Source organism: Tsukamurella sputi, from assembly GCF_007858445.1.
Lineage (GTDB): Bacteria > Actinomycetota > Actinomycetes > Mycobacteriales > Mycobacteriaceae > Tsukamurella > Tsukamurella sputi.
In genome coordinates, this window is the sequence record NZ_VIGV01000003.1 from 233,426 (window position 1) to 246,594 (window position 13,169).

The 13,169-nt window shown below is 70.6% G+C and carries 12 protein-coding genes; 3 read left to right on the top strand and 9 right to left on the bottom strand.

Going from position 1 to position 13,169, the window contains the following annotated elements; translation table 11 throughout:
• Positions 1-14: 14 nt before the first annotated feature.
• Positions 15-1,259: a 4-hydroxyphenylpyruvate dioxygenase gene (gene hppD, locus FK268_RS10610; protein ID WP_146433831.1), complete on the bottom strand. Its 1,245-nt coding sequence runs from the start codon at positions 1,257-1,259 to the stop codon at positions 15-17.
• A 156-nt stretch (positions 1,260-1,415) separates the two neighbouring features.
• On the opposite strand from hppD, the gene FK268_RS10615 reads away from it, so the two are divergent.
• The 3 genes from FK268_RS10615 to FK268_RS10625 all read left to right on the top strand — a co-directional run bounded on the left by FK268_RS10615 (position 1,416) and on the right by FK268_RS10625 (position 4,717).
• A complete protein-coding gene (locus tag FK268_RS10615) occupies positions 1,416-1,925 on the top strand; it encodes an Lrp/AsnC family transcriptional regulator (protein ID WP_146434522.1) in 510 nt (169 codons plus the stop codon).
• Positions 1,926-2,067: 142 nt separating this feature from the next.
• Positions 2,068-3,294 (top strand): Glu/Leu/Phe/Val dehydrogenase dimerization domain-containing protein, encoded by a 1,227-nt coding sequence (locus FK268_RS10620; RefSeq protein ID WP_146433833.1) that lies wholly within the window; start codon positions 2,068-2,070, stop codon positions 3,292-3,294.
• 61 nt (positions 3,295-3,355) lie between these two features.
• Positions 3,356-4,717 carry an amino acid permease gene (locus tag FK268_RS10625; RefSeq protein ID WP_146434524.1) on the top strand — a complete coding sequence of 454 codons (1,362 nt, stop codon included), beginning with the start codon at positions 3,356-3,358 and terminating at the stop codon, positions 4,715-4,717.
• On the opposite strand, the gene FK268_RS10630 is transcribed toward FK268_RS10625, so the two are convergent.
• The 8 genes from FK268_RS10630 to FK268_RS10665 form a co-directional block, all read right to left on the bottom strand.
• A complete protein-coding gene (locus FK268_RS10630; RefSeq protein WP_146433835.1) occupies positions 4,718-6,244 on the bottom strand; it encodes an ArnT family glycosyltransferase in 1,527 nt (508 codons plus the stop codon).
• A complete protein-coding gene (locus FK268_RS10635) occupies positions 6,241-6,912 on the bottom strand; it encodes a TetR/AcrR family transcriptional regulator (RefSeq protein ID WP_146433837.1) in 672 nt (223 codons plus the stop codon). Before FK268_RS10635 ends, FK268_RS10630 begins: the two co-directional genes overlap by 4 nt.
• Before the next feature lie 96 nt (positions 6,913-7,008).
• Entirely contained in the window at positions 7,009-7,512 is a 504-nt protein-coding gene (locus FK268_RS10640; RefSeq protein ID WP_146433839.1) for a ferritin, read from the bottom strand.
• Between the two features lie 63 nt (positions 7,513-7,575).
• Positions 7,576-9,039, bottom strand: a complete 1,464-nt coding sequence (locus FK268_RS10645) for a PepSY-associated TM helix domain-containing protein (protein ID WP_146433841.1) — start codon at positions 9,037-9,039, stop codon at positions 7,576-7,578.
• An 86-nt stretch (positions 9,040-9,125) separates the two neighbouring features.
• A complete protein-coding gene (locus FK268_RS10650) occupies positions 9,126-9,785 on the bottom strand; it encodes a hypothetical protein (RefSeq protein ID WP_146433843.1) in 660 nt (219 codons plus the stop codon).
• A gap of 52 nt (positions 9,786-9,837) precedes the next feature.
• A complete protein-coding gene (locus FK268_RS10655) occupies positions 9,838-10,425 on the bottom strand; it encodes a phosphoribosylanthranilate isomerase (RefSeq protein WP_146433844.1) in 588 nt (195 codons plus the stop codon).
• 34 nt (positions 10,426-10,459) lie between these two features.
• Positions 10,460-12,766, bottom strand: coding sequence for a M28 family peptidase (locus FK268_RS10660; RefSeq protein ID WP_146433846.1), 2,307 nt, complete (start codon positions 12,764-12,766; stop codon positions 10,460-10,462).
• Positions 12,767-12,823: 57 nt separating this feature from the next.
• Positions 12,824-13,111, bottom strand: a complete 288-nt coding sequence (locus FK268_RS10665) for a hypothetical protein (protein ID WP_146433848.1) — start codon at positions 13,109-13,111, stop codon at positions 12,824-12,826.
• Between the last annotated feature and the right edge of the window lie 58 nt (positions 13,112-13,169).

Genomic DNA, 13,169 nt, shown 5'->3' on the forward strand with positions numbered 1-13,169 from the left:
CCTGGAAAGAAGTGTCAGAGATTGCCGCGGCGGTCCTGTTCGCGCTCGATGGCCTCGAACAGGGCCTTGAAGTTGCCCTTCCCGAAGCCCAGCGAGCCGTGTCGCTCGATGATCTCGAAGAAGACGGTGGGGCGGTCGCCCGTGGGCTTGGTGAAGATCTGCAGCAGGTAGCCGTCCTCGTCGCGGTCGACCAGGATGCCTCGCTTCTGGAGCTCCTCGACGGGGACCCGTACCTGCCCGATGCGGGCGCGCAGCTCCGGGTCGTCGTAGTAGGCATCGGGAGTATTGAGGAACTCGACGCCCTCGGCGCGAAGCTGGTCGACGGCGGTGAGGATGTCGCCGGTGGCGACGGCGAGGTGCTGGGCGCCCGGGCCGTCGTAGAACTCGAGGTACTCGTCGATCTGCGACTTCTTCTGGGCGATCGCGGGCTCGTTGAGGGGGAACTTCACCCGGTGATTGCCGTTCGCGACCACTTTGGACATCAGCGCCGAGTAGTCGGTGGCGATGTCGTCGCCGATGAACTCGGCCATGTTGGTGAAGCCCATGACGCGGTTGTAGAAGCCGACCCACTCGTCCATCCGGCCGAGCTCCACGTTCCCGACGATGTGGTCCAGCGCCTGGAAGATGCGCTTGGGGGCACCGTCGCGCTTGCGGTAGGTGCTGGACGCGGGCACGTAACCGGGGAGGTAGGCACCGTCGTACCGGGTACCGCCGACGACGCGCTGGACGAGGGTGTGCCTGGTCTCGCCGTACGTGGCGATCGCGCCGATGCGGACCGTGCCGTGCTCGTCGGTGACGTCGTGCGGCTCCTCGACGACGGTGGCACCCGAGGCACGGGCGTGCGCGATGCACCGGTCGACGTCGGGGACCTCGAGGGAGATGTCGACGACGCCGTCGCCGTGCCGCGCGTGATGCTGCACCAGCGGGCTGTCCGGGCTGACGGCGCCCTTGACGACGAACCGGATCGAGCCCGACCGCAGGACGTAGGCCTTGTGGTCGCGCTGGCCCTGCTCGGGGCCGCGGTAGCCGACGAGCTCCATGCCCCACGCGGACTGGTAGTAGTGCGCGGTCTGGGTGGCGTTGCCGACGACGAAGACGATGGCGTCCCAGCCGCTCACGGGGAACGGGTCGCGCTCGGGATCGTGCGAGACGAGGCCGACGAGCTGCTGGAGCTGGGCGGCGTCGAGGCCGGCGAGCCTCTCCTCGTCGGTGAGGGTCTGCTCGAGCGAGGTCTGCGCGGCGTCGATGTGCGTCGTCATGGATGGTCACCTTCCGGGCTGGATGTAACGTGCGTCACTACGATCGGTCGCCGTGGGTGCCGCTGGCAATGTCGATAGCTGGAATTGCCCAGTCTGCCGGGCGTGACTACCGAAATCGAGTTTGATCTAGGCAGATCGACTAGAAAGGTGGGCATGATGGTCGAATCCCTGAAGCTGGACGACATCGACTTCGCGCTCTTGGACTCCCTGAACCGGGACCCGCAGATCGGTGTGCTGGAGACCTCGCGGCGGGTCGGGGTGGCGCGCGCGACGGTGCAGGCGCGGCTGAAGAAATTGGAGGAGGCCGGCGTGATCGCGGGGTACGAGCCGCATCTCGACGTGACCTCGGCGGGCTTCGGGGTGCAGTGCTTCGTTCAGCTGGAGACGGCGCAGGGTGAGTTGAGCGCCGTCGCGGACGAGCTGGCCGCGATCCCGAACGTGCTGGAGGCCTTCGCGACCACCGGTGCGAGCGACGTGCTGTGCCGGGTGGCGGCCGCGTCGCATCAGGGCCTGCAGGAGACGTTGCTGCGGATCGGCCGGTCGCCGCTCGTCGCCCGATCCGTCAGCATCGTCGTCCTGTCCGAGATCGTGTCCTTCCGGGCCATGCCGTTGTTGCGGACCCTGGACGCGCGGCCCGTCTCCCGGGCTCCGCGCTACCGCGGCTGAACATATTGCTCAGTTCCGGCGACCCGAACTGGGCATTCGGTGCGCACTGTGTGCGATCGACCGCGCATGTGTTGCGTGCGTCACTGCTGGGCTTCCACAGTGAGCTCGTTCACATTATTGCCCTGCAGCCCCTAGGAGCGACATGAAGCAGCTGCTCACCCGATTCGAAGCGAAGGCGCCCGAGGTGGTCTTCGAATGGCACGATCCCGAGACCTCCGCCCGCGGCTGGACCGTCATCAACTCGCTGCGCGGCGGCGCGGCGGGCGGAGGCACGCGGATGCGCCGGGGCCTGGATCGCCGGGAGGTCGAATCCCTCGCCAAGACGATGGAGGTGAAGTTCACTGTGGCCGGCCCCGCGATCGGCGGCGCGAAGTCCGGCATCGACTTCGACCCCACCGACCCGCGCAAGGACGAGGTGCTGCGGCGCTGGTTCAAGGCGGTGACGCCGCTGCTCAAGGCCTACTACGGCACGGGCGGCGACCTCAACGTCGACGAGAAGCTTGAGGTCGTCCCGATCACGGAGAGCTACGGCCTGTGGCACCCGCAGGAAGGGGTGGTCAACGGGCACTTCGCCGCCGACGGCCGCGATCACGTCCAGCGGGTCGGTCAACTGCGGCTCGGCGTCGCGAAGATCGTCGAGGACCCGCGGTTCACACCGGATCACGGACGCCGATACAGCGTCGCCGATCTCATCACCGGCTGGGGTGTCGCGGAGTCCGTACGACACTTCTACCGCGTGTACGGCGGCTCGCTCGAGGGCAAGCGCATCATCCTGCAGGGCTGGGGCAACGTGGGTGCCGCCGCGGCGTACTACGCGGCGCGCGCCGGGGCGCGCATCGTCGGGATCCTGGACCGCGATGGCGGGATCATCCGGCCCGAGGGCCTGACCGTGGCCGAGGTGACGGAGCTGTTCCTCGCCAAGCGTGGCAACCAGCTCGTCGCCGACGACCAGCTGAGCTTCGCCGAGGCCTCCGAGCGCATCTGGTCGGTGGGTGCCGAGGTGTTCCTGCCCTGCGCCGCATCGCGTCTCGTGACCCGCGAGCAGGTGGATGCGATGATCGGCGCGGGACTCGAGGTGGTCGCCTCGGGCGCGAACGTGCCCTTCGCCGATCCCGAGATCTTCTACGGACCGATCTACGAGCACGCCGACCAGCAGGTTGCCGTGATCCCCGACTTCATCGCGAACTGCGGCATGGCCCGCGCCTTCGCGATGCTCATGGCGGGTGAGGTGGAGGTCTCGGACGAGTCGATCTTCGGCGACGTCTCCCGCACCGTCGGCACCGCGCTCGAGCGTTGCCGCGCCCGCTCCTCCGCCTCGACGCTGGTGGCCGCCACCGCGTTCGAGATCGCCCTCGACCAGCTCGTCTGAGGGGCCGACGATGACCGTTGCGCGCGAGCCGGCCACGGAGCCGGCGGTATCCGCGACCGGGATGACCGCCGTGGGGACGCATCTGCGGCGCAGCATGAAGCCGCGCCAGCTGATCATGATCAGCCTCGGCGGTGCGATCGGGGCCGGGCTCTTCGTCGGTACCGGTGCCGCGGTGGGCGTCGCCGGACCGGCGATCGCCGTGTCCTTCCTCATCGCGGGACTCGTCGTGGTCCTGGTGATGCGGATGATGGGCGAGCTCGTCGCCGCGGACCCGGCGAGCGGCGCCTTCTCGGTGCACGCGGAGAAGGCGCTCGGGCCGGTGGCCGGCCGGACCATCGGCTGGCTCTACTGGGTGCAGGTGGTCGCCGTCGTGGCGGCGGAGGCGACCGCCGCGGCCGCGATCGTGGGCGCGGCCTTCCCCCTGATCCCGCAGTGGGCCGCGGCATTCGGCTTCATGGTCTTCTTCACCGCGGTGAACCTGGTGGGTGTCGGCGCCTTCGGGGCGTTCGAGTACTGGTTCGCCGCGGTCAAGGTGCTGGCGGTGCTGGGGTTCCTGGGCGTGGGCCTCGCGCTGCTGTTCGGGTGGCTGCCGGGCAGCGCCTCACCCGGGACGTCGAACCTGTTCGGCCACGGTGGCTTCGCGCCGACGGGGATCACCGGTGTCGCCGCCGGCCTGTTGATCGTGATCTTCGCGTTCGGCGGGACCGAGATCGTCGCGATCGCCGCCGCCGAGACCACGGATCCGCAGCGCAACACCGGCCGCGCCATCCGGACCATCGTCTGGCGGATCCTCGTCTTCTACGTCGGCTCGGTGCTGCTCATCGTCGCGCTGGTGCCGTGGAACTCGCCGGCGCTCGCGACGGGCCCGTTCGTCGAGGTGCTCCGCCTCGCGCACGTGCCGGGCGCCGCCGGGCTGATGTCGCTGATCATCGTGGTGGCGCTCCTGTCCTCGCTCAACGCGATGTTGTTCAGCGCGTCCCGGATGATCCACTCGCTGTCCGAGCGTGGGGCCGCGCCCAGGGCGTTCTCGGCGCTGACGGCGCGGTCCGTGCCGCGCAACGCGGTGCTCGCATCGGTGGCCTTCGGTTTCCTCACGGTGGTGCTGAACTACCTGGTCCCGGACAAGGTACTACCACTGTTGCTCAACGTGGTCGGCTCGACGATCCTCGTGCTCTGGACCTTCGTGGCGGTCTCCCAGATCCGGTTGCGCAACCGTGCGCGTCGCGAGGGCACCGAGGACGCTCTGCCACTGAAGATGTGGTGCTTCCCGTACCTGTCGTATCTCGCGCTCGCGCTGCTCGCCGGCGTCGCGGTGCTGGCCATGTTCGACACCGCGGCCCGGAACCAGCTCCTCGCGACCGCAGCCCTGACGGTGACCATCGCGGCCGCCTGCTGGTGGTCGCTGCGCCACGCTGGACGGTGATCACATGCGGCGCACCGTCGGCCACAGCTGCGACCACGGGGCGCGCGGCGTGCACAGGCGGATGTCGACATCGGTGGAGGCGGTGGGCATGCCGATCCGGTGGTGCACCTGGCCCAGTACACGTGACGCTGTACACATCTCGTTCGACTGCTCCGCATCGGAGTCCACGACCCACAGCACCGTCGTCGCGGAGTCCTCGGGCGTGCCGAAGTAGCCGTAACCGCGGTTCGGGCTGAAGACCGGGGGGAGCCCGTGGCCGTAGTAGACGAGCGCGGACGCCTGCCAGTAGGAACTCGTCACGATCGCTTGCGGGCGTTCGGCTTCCGGTAGCGCCGCGATCGATTGCTCGACCTGCCGGGTGAGCTCCGGCCAGCCGAACTGACCGTAGACGGAGATCTGCATGCCCGCCTCCATCACCGTCTTCGGCTCGGTGATCTCGGACTCCGGGGTGAAGGGCAGACTGATCACCAGGAAGGCGACCGCCAGCGCGGACAGCGGTGCGGCGACCCAGCGCACACGCGGCCGGGGGACCCGCTCGAAGGCGACGGCGCCCGCCGCGAAGATCACTGTGAGCATGCCCCCGGGGTAGTAGGGCCGCCCGGCCGTCGCGATGAAGACGACCACCAGCAGGACGAAGGCGGGCGCGAGGAACCGGTAGGGACGCAGCTGGGGTGAGCGCAGGAGCGCGTACAGGCCGTAGATCATGAGTGGGGCGCCGAGGATCCCGGCCGTCAGGAGCAGGATGGGCACGAACAGGAGCCGGCCACCGGCGTACTGGCTCTCCTCGGCGACCTGACTCGTGAGCTGCAGGTAGGGCCATCCGCGCTCGGCCTGCCAGAGCAGCGCGGGGATCATCGTGATCACGGTGAACGCGCCACCGGCCCACAGCGCCGGGCGTCGCCAGAGCTCCCGCGGGCCCCAGATCAGCGAGGCGATGATGGCACACCCCCAGAAGATCGGGATGAGCCACTTGACCTGCATGTCGATCGCGGTGACGACGCCCGCGGCGAACAGCAGCCAGTCCTGCCGGGTGCGCACCCAGCGCACCAGCAGCCACGTGATGGCGACCCACAGCGGGGTGTCGATCGCGTTCGTCGCGAGCAGCGAGGACTGCAGCAGCAGGAAGGTCGACGTGGCGTAGGCGAGGGCGGACAGCGCCTGCGCGAACCGTCCGCCGCCGAGCTCACGCGCGATCGCGGCCGCCAGGACGATCCCGACCAGGGTGATGAGGACGGAGGGGAGTCGGAAGAGCACCAGTGAGTCGCCGGGCATGGCCTCGCCCACCAGCGCGAGCAGCGGCAGGATCGGCCCCTGATCGGCGTAGCTCACGGAGAGGTGATGGCCGGCGCTGACGAAGTACAGCTCGTCGCCGAACAGGTGGTAGCGGCTCGCGCCGAACAGCGCGGCGATCGCCGCGAGCACGGTGATCGGGACGACTGTCGCGTAGTCGAAGGGCGACGGTGCGATGGACGCTCCGTCGGCGGAATTGGTCTCGGTCTCGGGACGGGAGGTGTCGGGTGCTGTCATCGGGCCTTCTCCGGGTCGGGTGGCGCTGCGACGGTGGGGAATCCGTGCGGCGGTGGCTGCACCGCGCGGAGGTACAGGGCGAGCATCTGCTCGGCGTACGGCGCCAGGTCCAGTCCGGGGTCGCGGGCGGCGCGCGTAGCGGCACCGTCGATCGAGTCGCGGATCTGTTGCGCCATGATCCAGGCGTCGAAGTCGCCGAAATCGCCCGATTCCTGCCCCGCGCGCAGCAGTTCCGCGAGGGGGAGGACCGAGGCGTTGTCGCCGTCCTCGGCGGAGAAGACGGGGCGGTCGTCCGCGTCGCGGAGGCCGTACACCACCTCGATCATCGCGGTGATGTGCTGCCGGTTGGCCCCCAGGAACTCGATGTTGGACTCGATGTAGGCGGCGATCCGTCCGATGGCGTTGGTGGCCGCTTCGATGCGCGGAGTCATCATCGCGGCACCGTTCTGGTAGAGCGAGATCACCACCTCGCGCATCAGCTCGTCCTTGCCGTCGAAGTGGTACGAGATGACGCCCTTGGAGATCCCGGCGCGCTCGGCGATCCGCGCGAGTGAGGCACCGCCGAATCCGGATTCGGCCAACACCTCGACGGCAGCCGCGATGATCTGGCCACGACGTGCCTCTTCGATGAAGGAGCGTTGGCTGCTCGATTCATTTTCTGGCCGCATGGTCAAAAAATAGCACGACTGGATAGATATGGACAGCGAAAAACGGGACCCTCCGATGTGGAGGGCCCCGCTTCCCGGGCTGCAGAGGTGGTCTGATCAGGCCTCGGTGGTGCGAGTCGGGCGCGAGCCCAGCTCCTCGTCGAGACGCAGGAGGCCGGGGCCGTCACCGTCGATCAGCTTGAGGCGGCCGACGATCTCGCTGACCGTCGCCTCTTCCTCGACCTGCTCGTTGACGAACCACTGGATCAGGCTCTTCGAGTCGATGTCGTCGTTCGCGGCCCGGTACAGGTCGCGGATCGAGTCCGACACGCGACGCTCGTGCTCCAGCGCGACGTTGAAGACGTCGAGGACGGAGTTCACGTCCACCTTCGGGGCGGCGGAGGCGCCGATCTTCGGGTGGTTGTCGCGGTCCGAGAGGTGGTCGATCCACTTGTTGGCGTGAACGATCTCCTCGTCGGCCTGGTGCCGCAGCCACGCCGCGATGCCCGGCAGATCACGGATCTCCATCTCGATGGCGAGCTGGCGGTAGACCAGCGAGGCCTCGAACTCGAGCGTGATCTGATCGTTGAACTTCTCTTCGAGTGCATCCGTGAGCTTCATGGGACCGACTCTAGAACCGTTCCAGGTTCCGTGCAACGCAGGCAAGGCGACCCTTTGCGCAGGTCAGGGGCTATTTATTAGGTTAGCCCTACCCCTCTTAGCCACGCCTATCGCAAGATCGAGAAGCACGAAGACGAGGAGTGAAACACCGAACACCGGCAGGAACCAGCCCAGGAAGGCGATGCCCAGAATCGCCGGAATCGCGTGCGACGGTTCGACCTTCCGAATCGCGCCGCGTGCCGGCGGCCTCGGGAGCCCGCCCCGCTTCGGCCGTCGCTGCCACCACATCAGGTAGCCGCGCACGATCACGACGCAGAGCAGCGCTGCGAACGCAACCAATGCGATCTGGTTGAGCAGACCGAACTGCCATCCCATATGGGTGTTGATCAGCAGCTCGGTCGCCTTCGCGAGGAGCGGCCACGAGGAGAACGCGAGCACGGTGATCACCTGGCCGGTCGCCGGATCGATCGTCGCGGAGTCGATGCCCATGCGCCACGGCTGGCGGGTCTGGGCGACGGTGATCGCGACGTTCGGGTCCGTCGGCACGGAGACCTGGACGGCACCGTCGACGCCCCGGGACGCCGCCTCGGCGACGGCCCGGTCCAGCACCGCGATGTTCCGCGCGCGGGTCTGTTCGGCGACCTCCGGAGAGACCTTCGGCGCGGCCATCGGCATCTGGTGATCGGCGTGGTCGCCGCCGCCCCCGTGGTCGCCGCCCGGCGTGAGCGAGGTGGACAGCGCGGGCTTGGTCCACCCCAGCTCGGCCCGGAGCTGGCCGATGTTCTCGCCCGCGTACTTGGACCAGGTCAGGCCCGTCGCGGAGAAGAACAGCAGCCCGAGGAGCAGCCAGGTGCCCATCGCGGCGTGCCGGCTCATCCGTCCGCCGCGGCCTTTCGCCGTGCGGTCGTAGGCCAGCATCCGCTTCGGGTCGCCCCGGCGGTGCCGCCACCACAGGTACAGGCCGCCGAGCGCGACGACCCACAGCCACGACGCGGCCAGCTCGCTGTAGAACCGGCCCACGTCGCCGAGGTGCAGGTCGACGTGCAGCCGGTCGATCCAGAACCGGATCGGCAGGGCCTCGACGGAGCCGTACACCGGCAGAGCGCCCTGGACCTGTGCCGATGCGGGATCGACGTACACGGCGAGCTGGCGACCGTCGGCGGCGAGCGACGGATCGTCGAACAGCACGCGGGTGGTGAGCCCGGGGCCGTCGCCGGTCCGCACCGCCGCGAGGGGCAGGTCGGGTCGGGAGGCCTGCGCCGCGGCGACCTGCTCGGCCAACGGCCGGGCGGGACCGTCCGTCCGTGCCTCCAACTGGTCGGCGTAGACGAACTTCTCGACGGTGGGCGCGGCGGCGTAGAGGCCGCCGCTGATCGCCGCGATCAGGAGGAACGGGCCCACCAGCAGGCCCGCGTAGAAGTGCAGCCGCAGGATCGCGGCGCGCCACCCGGGCCGCGCCGGCGGACCGGCGGGGCGAGTGGTTTCGGTCGGCGGCGCGTTCTCGGCCGCCGAATCGGTCACTGACATGAGGACACCTCACGGGGTTGTGCGCGTACGCGCGGGAAGCCCGGGCGGCGCGGGGCCGATCCGGGCGGAGGAAGAGGGTGAGGGTGTCAGCGGGGCGGCGCGCGCAGCGCCCCGTGCCGCGCGAGCACGGGGAGGGGGACGGCGCGGAAGGTCCACACCGGGGAGACGACGGTGCGCGTCCGTGTCCGCCACGCCGAGGTCAGGGGGGTGAGGGTGGCGAGCGCGACCCGCAGGGCGTGCTCGGCGCCCGCGATGACGGCACCGGCGACGACGGCGGCCGCGATGTGCGCGACGGCCATCGCCGGGCTCATCGCGAGGTGTCCCATGGTCACGCCCAGCGCGAGGTGACCCGCGCCCTGCCCGAGGAGGAGCAGGGCGGCGACGCCGCGCGGGCCCGCGGTCCGCGGACGGGCGGCGATCGCCCCGAGGACTGCACACACCGCCGCGAGGAGCACCAACGCGCTCAGGGGGACCGACGGGGCCATCGCGGTCACGTCCGGCGCCGGCATCGAGTGCATCGCGTGGCCGCCCATGTCGTGCCCGGGCATGGCATGCCCCATGGTCGAGCCGCTCATCACACTGCCGTCGGGCATCACGTGTTGCGGCACGGCCTCGGAGGGCATCGCGTGCCCGGGCATCGACGAGGTGCGCATGGCGACGGCGTGCGCCGTCAGGCTCGCGGCGAAGGAGACCGCGCCCACCGCGACGCCACGGATCGTGGCTTCGGGGCGGGCTGGGCGGAACACAGCGGGAATACTACTCCCCGTAGGGGACGAGCTCCGGGCGGGAACGTCCAGGTCAGGGGCGGGTGGCGGCGATGAAGGCGCGGATGAGCGCAGGATCCTTGACGCCGGGCGCGGACTCGACGCCGCTGGAGACGTCCACGCCCGACGGCTCGAAGGCGTCGATGAGCGCTGCCACGTTGTCGGGGCGCAGGCCACCGGCGAGCAGCCAGTCGACGCTGGGCGGCACCGGTAGATCCGCAGGATCGAAGGTCGCACCGGAGCCGGGCACCGTCGCATCGATGAGCAGACGCTCCTGGCCGGCATGGCCCGATTCCGTGAACCGCGCCGCGGAGATCGCACGGATCGTGCGGAAGCCCGCCGCGGCACGCGCGAAGTGATCGTCGGGTTCGTCGCCGTGCAGCTGGATCGTGCCGACGCCGGACGCGCGGGCCAGGCGCACCACCTCGTCGATCGGCTGTCCGCGGAAGACCCCGACGGTCTCGACCCGCTCCGGCACCCGCGCGAGCAGCACGGACGCCGAGGCCGGATCGATCAGCCGGACGCTGCCGGGCGCGAAGACGAAGCCCACCGCGTCGGCACCCGCCTCGACCGCGGCGTCGACGGCCTCAGGGGTCCGCAGACCGCACACCTTGACGAACACCCGTCGATCGTAGGCGGGGCGCCGCGCCGTCCGCTCAGAGCGTCACGGTGCGGGCGACGATCGCCATCTCCGCGGTGTGGCCGCCGAGCGCACTGACCCCCTCGGGCCGGGGCAGGAAGCCCGGGAGCGCGGCGATCCCGTCGGTCGCGTCCTCCACCCGCAGGCGGAGCCGCGCCGTGCCCTTCACGGTGAGATCCACGTCCAGGCCCTCGGCGGGCAGGCCGTGGAACCGGAGGTCGAAGGAACCGTCGATCGGCACCGCCCGGCCGTGCGCGGTCGCGGCGAGCACGACGCCGTCGACCCGGGTGAGCTGCAGGACCCGCGCCCCGCGCCCCGACGTGATCCGCAGCTGCAGCAGTCGATTCCCGTTCTCCACCCGCTCGGACACCACCCGCACGTCCGCCGGGGCCAGCGCCGCGACGGGTGCGTCGCCCACGCGCGCCATGCTGTTCCCCCGGCTCGTGAGCATCGGGAAGCTCGTCGCCAGGTCCTCGCGTCGCCCGACGAGCGGGTCGCTCCAGCCCGTCGGGTCGCCGCTGGGCCGCGCCCAGTAGGCCTTTCCGGTGTCGGCGTCGAGCAGGTACCGCAGGGCGACGGGCACCGGGTGCGCCGCGGACGGCCGGTTCGCGGCGAGGCCGCCGCCGATCGCCACCGCCGCGACGAGGGTGGTCGCCAGGGCCGGCGCGGCGCGGACGAGGCGGCGAGAGCCCTCGGCCGCCGGGAAGAGGGTGTCCAGCAGCGGTAGCAGCACGATCGCGATTATCACCACGAAGACGGCCGACGGTGCCGCCACGCGCACGCCCGTCGCCGGGAAGAAGATCGCGGCCGTGGGCGCCAGGATCAGCACCGTTCCCGCGCCGGCGACCACCTGCGCCGGCAGGCGCCATCGGGTGCGGACGCCGGCGAGGACCGCCAGGGCGCCGAGCAGTGCCGGCAGTGCGAGGAGATAAGAGCCGCCGGGGACGAGGGCCGCCGCGACGACGCCGAGGACCGCCGCCCAGATCAGTGCGCCCACGGTCAGCGCTTCGACGCCGAATCGCCTGCGCAGCAAGGCGAGCCAGCCCAGCACCGTCGTGAACACGAGCGCGACAACGGCGGCCCGGTACCAGCCCGGTGCCCACGGGTCGGCGAACTGTCCGTAGCCGGGCTGCGCCAGGAGGAGGCCCCGCCACAGCACGAAGGTCACCGCGACCACACCGAGCAGCAGCACGAGGCCCCAGGCGATGCACGCGGCCAGCCGCGCCGCGGTGATCAGCCCGTGCCGCACGAGAACGACGGCGGCGGCCCCGACGGCGAGCAGCGCGAGGATCGCGATGGGCCAGACGAATCCACCGGGGTACCGGACGAGGCGGCCCAGCACCGGGAAGTAGGTGGCATCGGCGCCGGAGGGTTCCGTCAGGGCCGCGATGTCCGCGTTGCCGAGGGCCCGGGTCGTGGCGAGACCGCCGTCGCCCAGGTGTTGCAGTGACGCCGCCGATTGGTGGCCGACGTCGTCCTGGGGCTGGTGGTAGGTGGCGGAGCCGTCGATGTACGCCGTGTTGAGCCCGGCGAACCGGCCGTCGTCACGGAACGGCGAGAAGTCGGTGTCGTTGGGCAGCAGGCGGTAGACGGCCGCCGCGAAGCTGGTGGCGACGGGGCGGGGCGCGGCCTTCGCGTATGCGGCGACGAGATCGGCGTTGCCCCGGCTCGTCTCGAACATGATGGCGGGACCGGAGGATCCGCGCGATTCGAAGTTCAGAACGAGGCCCCCGCGGGCGGCGGCCGGGTCCTGCTTCACGAAGGCCTCGGCGCCGCACAGGCACGCCTCCTCCGCATCGGTGAAGACGAGTACGACGTCGTTGCGCAGCGCGGCGCCGGCGCGGAGGGCGCGAGCCGTCTCCAGGAGGGTCGCGACGCCCGCTCCGTCGTCGCCCGCGCCGTGCGAGATCGTCGCCGAATCGTAGTGAGCGACGAGGAAGAGCGTCCCGGACCCGCCGGATCCGGGCAGCCGCGCGATCACGTTCCGCACCCGCGCGAAGGAGACGCCGCCGAGGACGTCCGTGGAACCGATCGCGTCCTGCACGCGGGTGTCGATCCCGGCTGCGCCGAGCCGGTTGACGATGTACTGCCGCACTTGCGCGGCAGCGGCCGAGCCGGTGGGATGCGGTGCCGTACTGATCCGTTCCTGATGGACTCGCGCGCGCTCCGCGCTGAAGTTCTCCGCCGGTGCGTCGGACGGCGCCGGAGCGGGTGGCGTCACCGCGGCGATCGCGCCCCAGGCGAGCAGTGCGAGCAGGACGAGTGAGATCACGCCCGGGACGGCGCCGCGCGGCGCAGTGACGGGACCGACGGTGCGAGGCACGCGCCGAACACTACTCCCGCGGCGGGCCGCCGTCGGGCGACGCGGGCACCGGCGCGATCAGAAGGGCTGCCCCGGGATCGCACCCGGCGCGGCCGGAGCCGTCGGTGCGGCCGGCGCGGTGGGCACCGGCATCGTGCACGGCGGGAAGGTCGGATTGAAGGGCGGCGTGCACAGCTGCATGATGCAGTTCTTGCCGTTCCAGAAGGGCGTCTGCCCGGGCGGGCACGGCTCGAGCGCGTTGGCCGTCCCCACCGCGATCGGGGAGACGAAGGTCATCGAGAGCACACCGAAGGCGGCGAGGCCGGTGGCCAACGCGCGACGTCCGGCCGAGCGACGCTGAGACATGGAAGACCCTCCTCTGTGAATTCGGTGTTCAGAATACCGACTGTCGGTGCGATCGCAC